Source organism: Diaphorobacter sp. MNS-0 (genome assembly GCF_019602835.1).
GTDB classification, from domain to species: Bacteria; Pseudomonadota; Gammaproteobacteria; order Burkholderiales; family Burkholderiaceae_C; genus Diaphorobacter; species Diaphorobacter nitroreducens.
In genome coordinates this window covers 1,474,340-1,490,697 of the sequence record NZ_CP080761.1, presented here as the reverse complement: position 1 = coordinate 1,490,697, position 16,358 = coordinate 1,474,340, and the positions used below count along the sequence as shown (strand labels likewise).

At 60.7% G+C, this 16,358-nt stretch carries 12 protein-coding genes, 2 tRNA genes and 1 pseudogene; 5 read left to right on the top strand and 10 right to left on the bottom strand.

Annotation, left to right across the window (positions count from 1 at the left end; translation table 11 throughout):
* Positions 1 to 17 precede the first annotated feature (17 nt).
* Positions 18 to 2,471: an EcoAI/FtnUII family type I restriction enzme subunit R gene (hsdR, locus tag K2L43_RS07215; RefSeq protein ID WP_220638752.1), complete on the bottom strand. Its 2,454-nt coding sequence runs from the start codon at positions 2,469 to 2,471 to the stop codon at positions 18 to 20.
* Between the two features lie 371 nt (positions 2,472 to 2,842).
* On the opposite strand from hsdR, the gene K2L43_RS07210 reads away from it, so the two are divergent.
* Positions 2,843 to 3,145, top strand: a complete 303-nt coding sequence (locus tag K2L43_RS07210; protein WP_088887115.1) for a hypothetical protein — start codon at positions 2,843 to 2,845, stop codon at positions 3,143 to 3,145.
* 561 nt (positions 3,146 to 3,706) lie between these two features.
* Here the strand turns inward: K2L43_RS07210 and K2L43_RS07205 are convergent.
* The 7 genes from K2L43_RS07205 to K2L43_RS07175 form a co-directional block, all read right to left on the bottom strand.
* Positions 3,707 to 3,782, bottom strand: a tRNA-His gene (locus K2L43_RS07205).
* Between the two features lie 49 nt (positions 3,783 to 3,831).
* Positions 3,832 to 5,754 (bottom strand): SurA N-terminal domain-containing protein, encoded by a 1,923-nt coding sequence (locus K2L43_RS07200; protein ID WP_220638751.1) that lies wholly within the window; start codon positions 5,752 to 5,754, stop codon positions 3,832 to 3,834.
* Positions 5,755 to 5,813: 59 nt separating this feature from the next.
* Positions 5,814 to 5,889: transfer RNA gene (locus K2L43_RS07195), tRNA-Val, on the bottom strand.
* A gap of 14 nt (positions 5,890 to 5,903) precedes the next feature.
* Positions 5,904 to 6,176, bottom strand: coding sequence for an HU family DNA-binding protein (locus K2L43_RS07190; protein WP_011805814.1), 273 nt, complete (start codon positions 6,174 to 6,176; stop codon positions 5,904 to 5,906).
* A gap of 406 nt (positions 6,177 to 6,582) precedes the next feature.
* Positions 6,583 to 7,149, bottom strand: a complete 567-nt coding sequence (pgsA, locus tag K2L43_RS07185; RefSeq protein WP_015912838.1) for a CDP-diacylglycerol--glycerol-3-phosphate 3-phosphatidyltransferase — start codon at positions 7,147 to 7,149, stop codon at positions 6,583 to 6,585.
* Between the two features lie 48 nt (positions 7,150 to 7,197).
* The gene (gene uvrC / locus K2L43_RS07180; protein ID WP_220638750.1) at positions 7,198 to 9,171 is read right to left on the bottom strand and encodes an excinuclease ABC subunit UvrC; all 1,974 of its coding nucleotides are present in this window, start codon (positions 9,169 to 9,171) and stop codon (positions 7,198 to 7,200) included.
* A 96-nt stretch (positions 9,172 to 9,267) separates the two neighbouring features.
* Positions 9,268 to 9,888: a DUF6806 family protein gene (locus tag K2L43_RS07175; RefSeq protein ID WP_172206603.1), complete on the bottom strand. Its 621-nt coding sequence runs from the start codon at positions 9,886 to 9,888 to the stop codon at positions 9,268 to 9,270.
* 248 nt (positions 9,889 to 10,136) lie between these two features.
* On the opposite strand from K2L43_RS07175, the pseudogene K2L43_RS07170 reads away from it, so the two are divergent.
* From K2L43_RS07170 to K2L43_RS07160, 3 genes and pseudogenes are all read left to right on the top strand, one after another.
* Positions 10,137 to 11,337: pseudogene (locus tag K2L43_RS07170) on the top strand (tyrosine-type recombinase/integrase).
* Positions 11,338 to 11,470: 133 nt separating this feature from the next.
* On the top strand, positions 11,471 to 11,806 hold the full coding sequence (locus K2L43_RS07165; RefSeq protein WP_220638749.1) for a type II toxin-antitoxin system RelE/ParE family toxin: 336 nt from the start codon (positions 11,471 to 11,473) through the stop codon (positions 11,804 to 11,806).
* Positions 11,803 to 12,120, top strand: a complete 318-nt coding sequence (locus K2L43_RS07160) for a DNA-binding protein (RefSeq protein WP_036193290.1) — start codon at positions 11,803 to 11,805, stop codon at positions 12,118 to 12,120. Before K2L43_RS07165 ends, K2L43_RS07160 begins: the two co-directional genes overlap by 4 nt.
* A 235-nt stretch (positions 12,121 to 12,355) precedes the next feature.
* Here K2L43_RS07160 and K2L43_RS07155 read toward each other — a convergent pair whose 3' ends face one another.
* Together K2L43_RS07155 and K2L43_RS07150 are read right to left on the bottom strand one after the other, a co-directional pair.
* Positions 12,356 to 14,101, bottom strand: coding sequence for an ATP-binding protein (locus K2L43_RS07155; protein WP_220638748.1), 1,746 nt, complete (start codon positions 14,099 to 14,101; stop codon positions 12,356 to 12,358).
* Positions 14,098 to 15,471: an SIR2 family protein gene (locus K2L43_RS07150; RefSeq protein WP_220638747.1), complete on the bottom strand. Its 1,374-nt coding sequence runs from the start codon at positions 15,469 to 15,471 to the stop codon at positions 14,098 to 14,100. Before K2L43_RS07150 ends, K2L43_RS07155 begins: the two co-directional genes overlap by 4 nt.
* 339 nt (positions 15,472 to 15,810) lie before the next feature.
* Here K2L43_RS07150 and radC point away from each other — a divergent pair, with 339 nt between their 5' ends.
* Positions 15,811 to 16,317, top strand: a complete 507-nt coding sequence (gene radC / locus K2L43_RS07145; protein ID WP_036193286.1) for a DNA repair protein RadC — start codon at positions 15,811 to 15,813, stop codon at positions 16,315 to 16,317.
* The last annotated feature ends 41 nt before the right edge of the window (positions 16,318 to 16,358 follow it).

Sequence of the window (16,358 nt, the reverse complement as noted above, 5' to 3'; positions counted from 1 at the left end):
ATTTCGGCGGGCAGCAGTCAGCGAGGAGCGTACAGCTCGCGCTCCAGGGTTTGCAGCGCGCTCAGGTACTGCGGGCGGCCGCCAAAGCTGCGCACCAGCTCCACGGGGCTGCCCAGGTCGGTGAAGGGTTGGAGCTTGAAGACTTCGTTGCTCTCGATGGTGGTGATGCCTTCGTCCGCGTATTTGTCGAGCAATGCCTCCAGCACCTTGCGGGCCACGGGGCCGTATTGGGTGAAGACATTGCGCTTTTGCACACGGCGTGCGCGTTCGCGGCGGGTGAGCGGGGGCTGGTCGTAGGCGACGTGCAGCAGCAGGTCGAAGGGGTCGAGGTCTTTGCCAACCTCGTCGGCCAGCGCATCGAGCAGCACGCCCTGCGCTTCCAGTTCTTGCAGCAGGGCGGCCTTGCGGTCGGCCTGTTGCCAGGCTTGCAGGAACTGGTCGAGCGACTCGTATTGCTTACGCACGTTGATGCGGGTGTAGTCGCGCAGGCTCTCGGTGATGAGCTTGCCTTCGGCGTTGAGGTACTGCACGCGCTCGCGGGCCACGGCCACGGTGACGTTGTTGCCGAGGACGTATTTTTTGGGGCCATCTGATTCGCCACTGCCGCCAGCAAAGGGGCCTAAAGTGCTCAAAGGATCCAGAGGGTCTGGCGCACCTGGGTCGCCAGGAGTGGAGCCAGGCAGTGCCGGTTCGGGCGGGGCCACAGGTTCACCACCGCCGGGTTCGTAGATTTGCACGGGCTCGCCGTCAAAGTCCTTATCGGCAAACAGTTCAGTGGCGCGCTTGAAGTCGAGGATGGTGAACCAGGTCTTGCCCAGGTCTTCGCGCAGGCGGGTGCCACGGCCGATGATCTGCTTGAACAGCGTCATGGACTTGATGGTCTGGTCCAGCACGATGAGCTTGCAGGTCTGGGCATCCACCCCGGTGCTCATGAGCTTGGAGGTGGTGGCGATCACCGGGTAGGTTTTCTCGGGGTCGATGAAGTTGTCGAGTTCCAGCTTGCCTTCGATGTTGTCGCCGGTGATCTGCACCACATATTTGGGCTGGGTGGCGCACAGGTCGGCGTTGGCGTTGCTCAGCGCTTGGCGCATGCGCGCGGCGTGGTCGATGTCTTCGCAAAAGACGATGGTTTTGGCGTAGCGGTCGGTGGCCTTGAGGTATTCGGTGATCTTGGCGGCCACCACGGCGTCGCGCTGCTCCAGCACGAGCTTACGGTTCATGTCGGCGCCGGTGTAGATGCGGTCTTCGATGGCGTGGCCGTGTTTGTCGGTCATGCCCGCCGTGGGGCGCCAGCCAAAGGTGTCTTTGTCCAGATCGACGCGGATGACCTTGTACGGCGCCAGGTAGCCGTCTTCGATGCCTTGCTTGAGGCTGTAGGTGTAGACGGGCTCGCCGAAGTAGTCGGTGTTGGAAACGTCCTTGGTTTCTTTGGGCGTGGCGGTGAGGCCGATCTGAGTGGCGCCGGCAAAGTAGGTGAGGATGTCGCGCCAGGCGGAGTCTTCGGCTGCACTGCCCCGGTGGCATTCGTCCACCACGATCAGGTCGAAGAAGTCGGGGCTGAACTGCTTGTAGATGTTGCGCTCTTCCTCGGTGCCGGTGACGGCCTGGTACAGCGACAAGTAAATCTCGTAGCTCTTGTCCACCAGCTTGGTAGTTTTGTTGACAGCCAAGTCCACGTCTTCGACCGACACCGCGCCCTGCGCATCGACACGCTCCACGCCCTTGGCATTGGGGCTGAGCTTGGCCATGGCGCCCTTGAAGGGGCGAAAATCGTTGACCATGGTCTGGTCGATGAGGATGTTGCGGTCGGCCAGGAACAAGATGCGCTTCTTGGCGCCGCTCTTCCACAGGCGCCAGATGATCTGGAAGGCGGTGTAGGTCTTGCCGGTGCCGGTGGCCATGACCAGCAGCACGCGGTCTTGCCCTGCGGCGATGGCCTCGACGGCGCGGTTCACGGCGTTCAGCTGGTAGTAGCGCGGGGTCTTGTTGGGGGCGTAGTCAAAGCCGGCGATGCGGCTTTCTTCGGCGGACCAGCCCTTCCAGGCGCAGTAGCGACTCCACAGCTCGGCAGGTGACGGAAATTCCTCCAGAGTCAGGTTGCGCTCCAGCACACCATCGGCCAGCGTGGCATCACGGAACACGAAGCCATCGCCATTGCTGGCGAAACTGAACGGCACGCCCAGCAGCTCGGCATATTGGATGGCCTGCCCCATGCCTGCGCCCACGGCATGCTGGTTGTCCTTGGCCTCCACCACGGCCAGGGGGATGTTGGCCTTGAAGAACAGGGCGTAGTCGGCACGCAGCACGGTGCTTTTGTCGCGCTGGGCCTGCCTGCCGCGCACCACCACACGGCCCGCGCGCAACGGATACTCCCGGTAGATCTGGTCCATGCCGTCCCAGCCCGCCTGCTCCATGGCCGGCCGGATGAACTTTTCGCAAATGTCGCTTTCGGAGAGTTTGGTTTTATCCATTCGGCAGTTCGCACCATCCCAGTGCATGCAAAGGCGACGTGTGGTTGTTACCGGATACTACCGCCCCTGCCCGAGACCACCGAAAGAATCACTACCATTAAAGCCGTCTCATAGCGTGTCCTAAGCGCCACAAAGGAGACGCACCGAAAATGATGGTACTTTTCAAAATCGAAAATACGAAACGTAGCGCCTGTGCGGCTTTCAGGGCGTTATGTGAACTCCTCCGGGCTTCGAGTGTGCCTCCGCATCCTGGAGAAGACGTCTCTCTGCGGCCGAAGTGCCACTGTCGGGCGGAAATGCGGGACGCCGTCCGACACTCTACAGCGCGTTGCGCGCTCTATGGTCTTGTTACCCCTTCACAGGAGAAGACCATGCTCAAGCGCCTCTTTGATCCCGCTGCCATGTATGCCCGCCGTCTCGAGACCAGCCTGAATGAAGCGCGAATGGCGGCATTCGAACACGAAAACGCTGCCGAACACCATGCTGCACTGGCACGGATGTACCGGCAGCGCATTGCACGGCTGGAAGCCGAGCTGGCTCCCGCAACTGCGGGTATACCTTCGCGGTTGATCCTCGACCCTGCGGGGCCCATTCCACGTGTGACCCCGCTCAAAAAGCCTCGGGAGCCCCACCAACGCATGCCAGCTTATCTGCCTCAAGGGGCGGGAGGATAGTGTGCGGTGCGACTGTGCAGAGCAACCTTTGGTACCCCCGCCCCTTCCCAGGATTCACGCCATGACGCCCCACGACCCGACAGAACACCCGCTGCACACTGTGCCAGACGACTTACCGCGCCCACCCGGTGATCTGCCACCGGCCCCACCACCGACCTCGCCACCGCGGCAGCCCAACGAGGAAATACCAGCCAACTTACCGGGTTAAACCACCTGCAGGCTCCACTAGCTTGGTTCTTGCATAGGGTCACCGGGCAGTTCGATGGGCGGCGTGTTGTCGGGCGGATCAATGGGAATAGGTCGCGGCGGCACCTCGCCGGGATTTGGCGGGACGGGCGGGACCGGTTGAGGGGCGGGGGTTGCTGGCATGGGGCATCCTTTGTGCTGGTTGTAGTGCCTTTGCACTTCGCACTCCGTCGGACAAAACCGTATGCAGGCGAACGGCTTCCGGCACGATCAGTCTGCTGTTCGGGAGGGCCTCTTCAGTCAGGCCACCGGTCACACCAACCTTGTTGAATGCAAAAGGCCCCCGAAGCTTGCGCTGCGGGGGCCTTTGTTATTTGGGGTGGCTGATGGGACTCGAACCCACGACGACAGGAATCACAATCCTGGACTCTACCAACTGAGCTACAGCCACCGTAGCCTTGAATTATAGCCTGATAAATCTACCCGCTGAGGTAACCGGCTTAGTTTTGTAGCTCTGCCTGGGCCACCGGTCGGGGGGCCTTGATCTGGACCTTGAAACGCTGCTTGAGCAAATCGTAATACGCTAGCGCCTCGGCCGACGCCCACGATTGCAAGTATTGCTCTCGCTCCATACGCGCACGAGCGTCGTCCACACCGTCCCGGGGAACGACGCGGTTGATTTTCACCACGGCATAGCCCTGCGCACCAAGGTCCACACCTGTCCAGGCCGGGAGTTGGTCCACATTGGCACGCAAGGCGGCATCCACCACGGAACGAGGTTGATCCTGCAGCCGGTCCCGCGACACCGTCAACGCAGCAGTCAACCCGGAGGCTGCGTCCGGCGCGGCCTTCCAAGCGGTCAGTTTGGCTTGGCCTTCCTGCCGCGCAAGTTCAGCGGACTTCTCGGCGATATAGATCGCGCGCACCTGGTCGCGCGCCTTGTCCAGCGGCAGCGTCATGGCGGGCTGGTATGCCGTAACGCGGCCGGCTGCCAGCACACTTGTACCGATCTCGATGGCCTCGGTATTGCGCTTGTTCTGCAGCGAGTCCGACTGGAACAGCGCCTCCAGGAAGCGTGCATTGGCAAGCGGCCCCGCGCCGCCGGCAGCCGGAGTACGGGTAACCCCGTCGGCCGTCTGAATCTTGAGCTTGAGCTTGTCGGCGACGGGTTGCAGGCTGTCCGCCTGTTCATACACACCATTGGCAAACGCCTCGGCCACTTCTGCGAACTTGCGTTGGGCCTGCTGCTGCTTGAGTTCTGCCTCGAGCGAGGGGCGCAGCTCCTCGAAACTGGGCTGGCGCGGAGTCTTGATATCGGAAAGCAGGATGATGTGGAAGCCGAAGTCGGTTTCCACTACGTCGCTGATCTCCCCCTTCTTCATGGAAAAAACGGCGTCTTCAAAGGGTTTGACCATGGCTCCCCGGCCAAAAAAACCGAGGTCACCGCCGGACGGTGCTGAGCCCGGGTCCTGCGACTCCTTTTTGGCAATCTCCGCGAAGCTGCCCGGCGCTTTGCGTACCTGCGCGAGCAGTTCCTCCGCCTTGGCCTTGGCCTGGGTGCGCGCATCCGCAGGGGCGTCTTTGTTGGCGTTGATCAGTATGTGACTTGCGCGGCGCTCCTCCTTGCCCGCGAGGCGATTCAGGTTTTCCTTGTAATAGGTGCGCAGGTCATCTTCGCTGAGCGTGATTCCCGCTTTCACGGCATCAAGGTCAAGCACCACATACTCCACTGACGCTTGTTCAGCCTGCTGGAATTTCGCAGGATGGGCGGTGTAATAGGCCTCCAGGTCGGCATCCGTCACCACGACCTTTGACACAAACGCCGAAGCATTGAAACGGGCGATTTGGATTTCACGGCGCTGGAACAGTGCATCCAGTGCCAAACGTGCTTCCGCCGGGCCGCTGAATGCCGAACCCATGACACCGCCCATGACCTGGTTGACCGACAAGTCCTGCCGGATGCGTGCTTCAAGCCCCTCAGGGGTGAGTCCCTGCGCACCGGCCAGGGCGCGATAGGCTTCGGCATCCAGCGTGCCGTCAGCTCGTTTCAACGCCGCTATCTGCGGAATGCTCTGCAGTTCGCGTGCCAACCGCGCATCGCTGGTCAGCATGTGCATGTCCTGCGCCGCGACTTGCAGCACGCGGTCACGCACCAGCCGCTCCAACGTGGCATAGCGTGCCTGCGGTGAATCCAGCAGCTTGGCGTCGATACCTGGCGACTGAGCGCGGATTCGATCACTCTCCATACGGTGAGCGTTGTCCCAGTCGGCTTGGGTGATGTCCTTGCCATCGACCCGCGCTACCACCGGGCTTCCTCCGCTGAAATAGTTGCTGTCGATACCCACGAGGATGAACGACGGGATGATCAGCAAGAACAACAAGAACATGACGATCTTGGAGTGCTTGCGGATGGATTCGAACATGGTCAATCTTTCAACAGCTGCAAAAGAAAAGGCGAACTTGCGTTCGCCTTTGAATGGGGTGGTGGGTGCTAACGGGGTCGAACCGCTGACCTACGCCTTGTAAGGGCGCCGCTCTACCAACTGAGCTAAGCACCCCCCATATTTCACAATCAGTTCAAAGCATCTTTCAGTGCTTTGCCTGGACGGAACTTTGGAACTTTAGCAGCCTTGATTTTAATCGTAGCGCCCGTGCGGGGATTACGACCAGTGCGCGCAGCGCGCTTGCCGACGGCGAATGTGCCGAAACCGACGAGCGACACCGTGCCGCCCTTCTTGAGAGTCTTCTTAACCGCTTCGATCGTGGACTCCAGTGCGCGCGCAGCTGCAGCCTTGGAGATATCAGCGTTGTTGGCGATGTGCTCAATCAATTCGGTTTTATTCACAAGAAGCCTCTCGGGAAAAGAGTGGATGAATGTCTTTATGCAAATCTGGCCTCCGCGCCCCCTGCAACGGAAGCGGTCCGAAAGGCAGAGGCGGAGGGAACTGAAGCAGCGTCAGAAATTGCTGTGTCAGATTAAAGCCATCGCACTGTAGGGTGTCAATAAGACGTACCGCGTGGGCGACAGCATGGGAGCGAATTCTAGTCGTATTTGATCCCCGTCCCGGATTCGAGCACCGCTTTTGTTTCGACCTTGCGCGCTAGGCGCATTCCGTATTGACAAGCACTTTCGCCCTGCGGTGCCGAGTTGCCGCCACCAGCCTTCTCCATGTGGGCGCGGATTGCCTTGCTATGTCATCTATAGCAATGAACCCTTTTGACACAAGGCTCTCCCAGCAGTAGCAAGAAACTTAACGGACTCTCGCTCGAATTTCTGGCAGTGCTTTTTGCAGGTAATAAACCATGGACCACACCGTCAGCACTGCGGCGACCCAGATCAGCCAGGTACCCCACACACCCGTGTCAATGACGCCAAACAACTGCCCGTCATACAACAGGAAAGGAATGGCAATCATCTGCACCGTGGTCTTGAGCTTGCCGATCATGTGCACGGCCACACTCTTGCTCGCCCCGATCTGCGCCATCCATTCCCGCAAGGCACTGATAGCGATTTCGCGGCCGATGATGATGAGTGCCACGAACACATCGGCACGTTGCATATGCACGAGTACCAATAGCGACGCACATACCAAGAACTTGTCAGCCACGGGATCCAGAAACGCCCCGAACGCGGAGGTCTGGTTGAGCTTGCGTGCAAGAAACCCATCGAGCCAATCGGTGGCCGCAAAAACGATGAACATCACCGTGGCGATGAGGTTGCGCATCGCCGGGTCCAGCGGCGCATAGAACACTCCCACGATCAAGGGTATCGCGACAATGCGCGTCCAAGTCATGATGGTGGGAATAGTGAAAAACATGGGTGCCAATTGTGGCACGCGCGGCAATGCCCCGGGCCGTCAACCGGGTCAGCGCAGCGCGCGATAGATCTCTTCCGCCAAGTCGTGAGATATGCCCTCGACCGTGGCGAGGTCGTCCACGCTGGCATCTGCCACGCCGCGCACGCCGCCAAAGCGCTGAAGCAGCCTTGCCCGTTTTTTAGGCCCCACACCGGGTATATCTTCCAATCGGCTGCCGCCTACGCGTACTTTTGCACGAGCGGCGCGCATTCCGGTGATGGCGAAGCGGTGGGCCTCGTCACGGATCTGCGCCACAAGCATCAGCGCAGCCGAGTCTCGCCCCAGATAGACTTTGTCGCGTCCATCCGCAAAGACCAGTTCTTCCAGCCCCACCTTGCGGCCCTCCCCCTTTTCGACACCAACGATGCGTGAGATATCCAGGCCCAGTTCCTGGAACACATCGCGCGCCATGCTTACTTGCCCCTTGCCACCGTCCACCAGCACCAGGTCCGGCAAGCGCGGGGCATTTGTCACCTCCGCTCCCCCTGCCTCACGCTGTGCTTCGGCAACCTTGCTGTAGCGACGCATGAGTACCTGACGCATAGCTGCATAGTCATCGCCCGGGGTAATGCCCTCGATTTTGAAACGGCGGTACTCGCCACTTTGCATTTTGTGGTGATGAAAAACCACGCAGGAAGCCTGGGTCGCCTCCCCTGCAGTGTGCGAAATGTCGAAACACTCGATGGTGAGGTCATCCAAGCTCTCTGCCTCCAGATCCAGCGCTTCCGCCAGGGCACGCGTGCGCGCCCGCTGGGAACCCTCCTCCGCCAGCAACCGTGCCAACTGGATCTGTGCGTTCTGCTCCGCCATTTCCAGCCAGATTCGCCGTTGTTCACGCGGCTGGTGGACGACTGTCGCTCGCACCCCCGTCTGCTGTGCCAGCACCCAAAGCAATGCGGGGTCGACTGGCTCGCTCGTGATCAGTGTCGGTGGCAAGGGTACCCCAAGGTAGTGCTGCGCAATGAACGCAGCAAGGATCTGCGCCGGCACCGACTGCTCGAGTCCGCCAGCCTCCTCTACCACCAGGTTATCCGGGGCATCCTCGCGCGTTTCCAGTTGGAAGACACCTGTCGCTTCCTCTACGTGAACCGGAAAGTAAGGCCTGTCGCCAAGGTGCCGGCCACCGCGCACCATCGCCAGGTTGACGCAGGCACGGCCGCCAGCCACTTTAACGGCGAGTATGTCCACGTCCTTGTCCGATGCCGTCTCCACCGCTTGTTGGTGCAACACACGTGCGAGTGCCGTGATCTGGTTGCGAACCTCAGCCGCCTGTTCAAACTCCAGCTTCTCGGCGTACGCGAGCATGCGCTCTTCCAGCGTTTGAAGCAGTTCCTGGGTTTCACCCAGCAACATCGCCTCCGCACTGCGGACATCTGCTGCATAGGCCGTTGGGGAAATCAAACCCACACACGGAGCGGAGCAGCGTTTGATCTGGTACAGCAAGCAGGGACGCGCGCGATTCGCAAACACCGTGTCTTCACAAGTACGCAACCGAAAAACCTTCTGCAGTAGCTGAATGCTTTCTTTGACGGCCCATGCGCCAGGGTAAGGACCGAAGTATCGGTGACGTTTATCCACTGCCCCCCGGTAATACGCCATGCGCGGGTAGCACTGTCCCGGAGCATCCCCCGTACCGTCCTTTGCCGAGACTCCGGTGATCTTGAGATAAGGGTAACTCTTGTCGTCCCGAAAAAGAATGTTGTACTTCGGGCCCAGGGACTTGATGAGATTGTTTTCCAGCAGGAGCGCCTCGGCCTCGGAGCGCACCACCGTCGTTTCCAGCCGCGCGATTCTGCCCACCATATGGCCAATGCGCGTGCCTCCGTGCTGCTTGCTGAAGTAGCTGCTGACTCGCTTTTTCAGGTTGCGCGCCTTGCCGACATATAGCAAGACATTCTGTGCATCGAAGTAGCGGTACACCCCGGGCAAAGGTGGCAACGCCGCCACCTGTGCCAGAAGCTCATCCGAATAGGTTGTGGTCATGACGCTATTGTGGGCACGCGTCGAAAGCCTCTTCTATACCGAGCGAGGGGAGCACTGCAACTCACGCCGTGGTGCTCGACACAGAGATCGAGCACGTCAGTGAAGGTGACGCGGCCGGCGTCCGCCGCCATGCCCGCTGCCACCCGGACCTCGTGGCGGTTTACCAATTTCAAGCGAACTCACCAGCGCATCAAAACGTTGAGAGAAGAGCTTGTCAATCTCTGAGACAACGCCACCGAGCTCGGAGCCGTCGAAGTGCCGCTCCATCAGATTGACCACATCTTGCACAAGAAGGTCACGTTGTACTTGCATGATGGCGGCGGGAGTGGGCCCCACAAACAGCATCACGAAATCATCACGCGCCTCTTCGTCCTCGGGTGCCTCATCCTCATCGAACTCGGCATCGTAGAACGTCACCTCGATGGCTGCGCCCTGCTCGGCCAATTCATTGAGACTCATGCACATTTCATCCAAAGACTGGCGGAAGTCTTCGTCGCCACGCACCGTCCAGCACATCTGCAGAATGTGCTCCTTGGCATCGAACTGTATGCCCGGCTCCTCCTCATAGGCGCTCGAAGCCCCATCCGCGAGAGAACGCGCACCAGCGTACTTCCACAATGGCTTGAGTGCTTCCTGAAGCTGATTGAAGTCCACATCAGCACGCAATTGCACTTGACCATGGACGTGGATTTCAAAGGGAGCGTTGTAATGTGACATAGCGAATCCAGATGGTGCCCCGAGCCGGGGTCGAACCGGCACGCCCCTTCTCAGGAAGCGGCGGATTTTAAGCCAGAGCATGGCATCCGCACCGGGCTACCGATGGGCTTGGATGAGGCTTGCTGTAGCAGGTTTTCCCCCAGGCCAATGCCTTCGATCATATCCCGGTGCGCGATGCAAACCGCCCCGGTTCCCTTCCGCCTGGCTCCTAGCCGGCCCCTGGAATCGGGGCCTATCAGGAGCACCTCATGGCGAAAATCAAACTCACCAAGTCCGTCGTTGACACGGCGCAGGCGCAAACCTGCGACGTGGAACTCCGGGATACGCTCGTTCCGGGCTTCTTGTGCAAGGTTACACCAACCGGGCGCAAGGTCTTTATGGTTCAGTACCGCACGAACTCCGGCGTGCGGCGCAAGCCGGCAATCGGCCAGTTCGGCGAGCTGACGGTCGAACAGGCCCGGTCGCTGGCACAAGACTGGCTGGCCGAAGTCCGGCGCGGGGGCGACCCCGGACTCGACAAGGCCGAGGCCCGCAAGGCGCCGACGGTCAAGGAGCTGTGCGGCCGGTTCGTGGACGATCACTCCAAGCCGCACAACAAGCCCAGCACGCAGGCCGGCTACCAGTACCAGATCGACAGCTTCGTCATCCCAGCCTTCGGCAGCAAGAAGGCTCACGAGGTTACGCGCAACGACATTACCGCGCTGATGAAGCGCATGGAGAAGTCCCCCACCCAGGCCAACCGCGTGCTGTCGCTCGTCCGCAAGATGTTCAACCTGGCCGAACTGTGGGGCTATCGGCCCGATGGCTCCAATCCCTGCCGTCACGTCCCCAAGTACCCGGAAAAGGGTTCGACCCGGCTCATCACCGACGACCAGATGACCAAGCTGTTCGCCTATCTGGAGAAGGCCGAGGCAGAAGGCTTGGAGCACCCCATCCACCTGTTGGCCGTCCGGCTGCAATTCGAGTTCGCGGCGCGCATGTCGGAAATCCTGCTGTTGCAATGGGATTGGCTCGACCTGCCCAACGGCCGGGTGGTCTGGCCGGACAGCAAGACCGGTGATATGTCCAAGCCGTTGAGCGAGGAAGCCCGCCGGCGGCTGACCAATGCCCCCCCGCTACGGCGATTCGCCCTATGTCTGCCCGGCGATCCTCGACCACAGCAAGCCCCTCAGCACCCATACCTACTATCAGGCTTGGCGGCGCATCCTTGACCGTGCCGGGGTGCCGAAGGTCGGCACCCACGGCATCCGCCACCGCTCGGCGACGGACATTGCCAATTCCGGTGTGCCGCTCAAGGTTGGCATGGCGCTGACGGCGCACAAGACCGTGGCGATGTTCATGCGCTACGTCCATACCGAGGACGATCCGGTGCGGCAAGCGGCCGAACTGGTGGCGGCCCGGCGCAAGACGATCACGGGTGCGCAGCGCCCGGCAGAGCTAGAAGCATGAGAAGGACACTGCCCACTGCGGTTGCGCGGGGAGCTGCCGCAGCCTGCCAACAAGGAAATCCGAGACAGTGTCTCGGAAATGTGGGCGCCGGCTCGCCCCTTCATCCTTGACTTTCATTCGTCTATAAACGAAAATGACCATGTACCGAATCGAGCACTACCTCACGGCCGACGGCCAGAAGGATCTCTACACCGACTGGCTGCGGCGCTTGCGTGATGCCCAAGCCAAGGTGGCGGTCATCCGTCGCGTGGCCCGTGTCGAACAAGGCAACTTCGGTGACCACAAGTTTTGCCGCGATGGCGTGTGGGAGCTACGCATCGACGTGGGGCCAGGCTATCGGGTGTATTACGGCTTGGCGGCCCAGCGGCTGGTGCTGCTGCTGTGCGGTGGCGACAAGCGCACGCAGGATGCGGACATTGACCGGGCGGTGGACTATTGGCAGGACTGGCAACGGAGAACCGACGAATGAGAAGCAGACCCCATGACGAGGCGATGGCCGAGCTGTACCGCAGCGATCCGGCGCTCGCACTGGAAGTCATCAACAACATCCTGGCCGATGGCGACCAGGCCGAGCTGATGACCGTGCTGCGCCAGCTTGCACAGGCAGTCGGTGGCGTGCAGGCGGTGGCCGAACAGGCTCACCTGAACCCGACTCAGCTTTACCGCACGCTGTCGCCGAAGGGCAATCCCGCCCTGAACAGCCTGACCGCCATTCTCAAGGCGATGGGCCTGCGCTTGGCGGTGCAGCCACTGCCTTCACCGCCGTCCGCGCACGTGGCTTGACCCTCGGCGGGAAAGCGCCCGCCGATTCTCGTATCACTGATACGACAATTTCTCCCGTTCATGCCCTGGTGTCAGCTTGGGCGTCCCGGCGCGCCGCCGGCGCGCTGTCTTACTGCACATCAGGCCTCGCTGTACGAGTCTCGCCCCCCAGCGGGCTTCGTCATCGTCGGCAAGTTCGACTCACCGCCGTTAATCCTCAAATCATTCGGCAGCCTACTCGAAATTCAGGCGATCCCTATACCTTCCAGTGGGTCTGGTAGTTGGGACCGTCAGAAAAAGGCTTCGCGCTCGGCGGGAAGACTTGAATGGTCAACGGGATGGGGAAATCGGCGCCGATGATCGCAGCCTCGCCGGGCTTCAGATTGGGCAGAAACGACGATGCCGATCGGTCGATTTCGCCGCAGGCGCGTTCGACAACCTCGCGGTCCCGATCATTCGTGAGCCGATGTACCACGAGTGTTCCCATCTGGCTCAGAACACCTTCCGTTATGTCGCGTGGGCGCTGAGTTGACAGACAGATATTGAGTCCGTACTTACGGCCCTCTTTGGCGATCAACTCGAATGCGTCCAGGCGGGCAACCACGTCATCGGCTCCGATATGCCGCCCGAGAAAGTTGTGTGCCTCATCGACGATGACGACAACAGGGCAACTCTTGAATGCGCCATCGCGTGCCATGTTGAGAAGATGCCGTCCGATCACGTTCGCGATGATCTCGCGCGCCTTGAACTCAAAGGCAACGCCACTCAGGCATATCCGAAGCAACCGATCTTCGTTGGAGACGAAGGACGAGATGCTTTCCGTCAATGCAGGAGCCTTCGACTTGAAGACACAGTCGAAGGACGATGAACTGAGAATGCCGCTAATGCGCGACATCAAGGACAGGCAGTATGAGACCTCGCCCGAGTCGCCACCCCATTTTGTGGTGTCTTTTGATCCCCGGGCCACGCCGAATCCGTCCGGGTAAACGCACTCCTGCTCGATCTGTGAAACGAGCTTCCACACGTCGAACGCTTGCTGTGGATCATCAAGTTTCTCCGCGATGCCAGCCTTGGCTTCTTCGGTCAGGATCGGGACCTTAGACTGATCGATCTTCTTGATAATCCCGCCTGTCGCAACATGAGGAGCGAGAGTGGCGAGTCGAAGGCTGCGAATCGCCGCACGCAGTTTCGGCCCCTGAACCTTGCCAGCAGGCTCGAACAGCGCGATAAAGTCCGACTCCATGAAGGACGTATGCGGCAACGAACAAGGAGCAGAAGACTTCGCAGTGCTGACCGGCGCACCCAAGTGAAGATTTGAGACGTGTTCTCCGTCGAACCCGCGATATTCCCCCGTCGCGTCCAAGAGGATGATTTTGGTCTTGTAGCGCAGGCATTCTTCAATGATCCGAGCGGTCGTCCAACTCTTGCCGCCGCCAGTGGCGCCCAGAATCGCGCAGTGCCGGCCGAACAGTTTCTCCGGCTTGACCGACACGTAGCTTTCAGGCGCGACATCGATCGAGCCCAGCTTGAGAAGGACGTGGCTCGCTTCGGTCTCCGCCGCCTCCATGAACTTCGGTAAGTTGGCGATGAAGCTGTGCGGCGCAGCGTAAACGCGGTCGCCCAAGCGAGGATAGGAGTCAACGCCCGCCGAGATTCGAAGTGAGTCCATTGCGATGGAGCCCAGCAGTTGGATCGTCCCGATGCCGTCCAGATCCGGCACCCTGCCATGCGAGGTGTCGATCAGGCGCCTGTCGGCATCTGGCAAATGGATCTCGACCACCCGTCCAAGCAGGAGGTTGATCTGTCCCTCGATCAGGACGAACTCTCCAACCTCACCTTTTCCATATCGGCCACCCAGAAAGTGGGAACCGCTGGGCGAGCCCGCCTCGTTGAGGTTGAACTTCACCACCTGGGCGGAAACGGAGCACAACTGGCCAACATACAACTCCGGTCGGAGCAATCCGCGCGGAAAAGCGTCGGTGACGTCGAGCGCGGTACTCATGTCGGTTTGACCAGCGACTTGATGTCGCGCGTGAGCCGCTGCGCGGGAGTCAGCGATTTGAGGTCCGGAATCATCTCGGCGAACTCGCTGAACGTGGCATTGATCAGCCACACATCCTCGCCCTGTTTAGCGAGGCTGTAGAGCGCATCCCAGTATCGGTTGTTTTCCTTGGGTCGGGAGGTCAGGTCGTCCGCCGAGGGATTGACGATGATCAACCGCAAATGCGGGTTGGTGCGGACCGCCGCGACAATAGGTTCAGACAAGTGATCGTCATTGAAGCCGAACCCCGAGACAATGAGGCAGGTATTCGGTTCACGCAGCGCCGCCAGGTACTGGGAGATCAGTTCCAGGTGCGGTTGTACGTAGGACTGTTGGTATTTTCCTTTGGCGGGATAGATGAGACAGGCCGTTTCCGGTGTTGGATCGGTCTTGATCTCGATATCGCCCGAACTGGACTGATCCCAGTTGACTGAACCATGCAATTTGTAGAGGTGAAACACACCCTCCAGCGGATTGCCGACCTCATCGCCGGTCGAAGGTCGGCGGACGATGTCGTATAGGAAGAACCGCGGGTCAAATTGCCTGGGCTGCGTGAACGAGAAACCGTCGAGCAAGACCAGCCCCTGCTTGCCAGCAGCGCGCTCAAAGCACAGATCGTAGTTCGTCGTGAACAACTTCATCCGTGAGTCGCGGACGCGGCGACGAGACAGTCGATGTAGGAACGTGCGATGGCTCGCCAACTTTGAATCGTCGGCTCCATTGAGAAAAGCGGAGCACTTCTTCAGGATCACGGCCTTTGAGGCGGATACGAATTTTTCGACCTGCTCGCTCTTCTTGATCTGAAGGTATGCGTCACACCGTGAAAGAAGGGCCTCGATGTTCTCATGTTCGACGGCAGTCTCATAGCCGATCTCAGAAATGACAGCTTCAGCCTGCTCGGTAGGCTTCCGCTCATCCTTTCCAGTGTCGGGATTCGAGTTCACGCAGTGGTCCCACAGCGTCCACATCGAAGGACCGTTGATCTCTCCCAGAGATGTTCCACTTCCTGCGAGTGCAACCACATGCTGCATCTGAAGCGAGGACAGCAATACCGCCTTCAGTTCTTCGCGCGCTGCGGCGGCCTCCGACAGCATCTGCTGCCTCTTGGCATCATCGGCCTCGCCAGCCGCGTCCGGCCTGAGCGCCTTCCAAGTGCCGGCTTCCGGACTGAAGAAAAGTTGTTGACCGAAGGTGGTCGGCTGTGGCGTCGTCATGTCGTCCCTACAGATGTATTTGGATTCTTCCGGATACCCGATCGCCCCGGAATTGTCCTTTGGAATAGTAACAAAGCGCTTCGCACATTCTGGCCGACCCGCGGCCCCAATATCCATGAAAGCCAAGGCCGTGCGTCCCGGCGCGATGCGCCGTCTGGTTCGCGGGCTGCGCCCCGCGCCTCGTGCCGAGTCGCGGCCATTCGGCTTTGACCCCTGACGCCTCCGGCCCTCTCGGGCCTGCGCGCTCCGCTTGCCCCCAAAGCCGACTGTGTGCAGTGGGCGGGTGTGGGCGGTCTTGCTGTTCCCTTCACCGTATCACGGCGTTCTCGCCGTCAAGGGCGGCGCGCGCCATGCGCGCTTGCGTCCTCGCGGCCGTCTAGCGACCCCTGACTGCTTGCGCTGCGCCGTGCTGGCGCCGGTTCCGGGCAATTCCGCCCGAGCAACCGGAGCACGATCATGTCGCAACTGACCCTCTCTCTCGATACCCCGCTGATGGTGCGCGATGGCCGTGGGCGCTATCGGCCGGCGGACGCCGACCAGATTCTGGAAGCCGCACGCCAGGTTATCGAACAGAAGATGCAGCGTGGCGCCGAGTTCACTTCGCCGGTGGTGGTCAAGGACTACCTGCGCGCCAAGCTGGCCGGCTTCGAGCACGAAGTCTTCGCGGTGTTGTTCCTCGACACGCGCCATCGGCTGATCGACTACGTGGAGATGTTCCACGGCACGATCGACGCCGCCGAGGTGCATCCGCGCGAGGTGGTCAAGCTGGCGCTGCGGCTCAATGCGGCGGCGGTCATCGTTTCGCACAACCATCCGAGCGGGAACCCCGAGCCGAGCGCGGCCGACAAGGCGCTGACCTCGCAGCTTCGGCAGGCGCTGGCGCTGGTGGACGTTCGCACGTTGGATCACATCATCGTCGCGGGAAGCCGTACCACGTCATTCGCCGAGCGCGGCCTGCTTTGACCCTTGGGGGCTTCGGCCCCCTTTTTTTGCTGCGCCCGGCC

Excerpts from the sequence above, each read along its gene's own strand:
- pgsA (WP_015912838.1), bottom strand. The coding sequence starts at position 7,149 with ATGTTTTTCACTATTCCCACCATCATGACTTGGACGCGCATTGTCGCG.
- K2L43_RS07150 (WP_220638747.1), bottom strand. The coding sequence starts at position 15,471 with ATGGATATTGGGGCCGCGGGTCGGCCAGAATGTGCGAAGCGCTTTGTT.
- hsdR (WP_220638752.1), bottom strand. The coding sequence starts at position 2,471 with ATGGATAAAACCAAACTCTCCGAAAGCGACATTTGCGAAAAGTTCATC.
- radC (WP_036193286.1), top strand. The coding sequence starts at position 15,811 with ATGTCGCAACTGACCCTCTCTCTCGATACCCCGCTGATGGTGCGCGAT.
- K2L43_RS07175 (WP_172206603.1), bottom strand. The coding sequence starts at position 9,888 with ATGTCACATTACAACGCTCCCTTTGAAATCCACGTCCATGGTCAAGTG.
- K2L43_RS07165 (WP_220638749.1), top strand. The coding sequence starts at position 11,471 with ATGACCATGTACCGAATCGAGCACTACCTCACGGCCGACGGCCAGAAG.
- K2L43_RS07155 (WP_220638748.1), bottom strand. The coding sequence starts at position 14,101 with ATGAGTACCGCGCTCGACGTCACCGACGCTTTTCCGCGCGGATTGCTC.
- uvrC (WP_220638750.1), bottom strand. The coding sequence starts at position 9,171 with ATGACCACAACCTATTCGGATGAGCTTCTGGCACAGGTGGCGGCGTTG.
- K2L43_RS07160 (WP_036193290.1), top strand. The coding sequence starts at position 11,803 with ATGAGAAGCAGACCCCATGACGAGGCGATGGCCGAGCTGTACCGCAGC.
- K2L43_RS07210 (WP_088887115.1), top strand. The coding sequence starts at position 2,843 with ATGCTCAAGCGCCTCTTTGATCCCGCTGCCATGTATGCCCGCCGTCTC.
- K2L43_RS07200 (WP_220638751.1), bottom strand. The coding sequence starts at position 5,754 with ATGTTCGAATCCATCCGCAAGCACTCCAAGATCGTCATGTTCTTGTTG.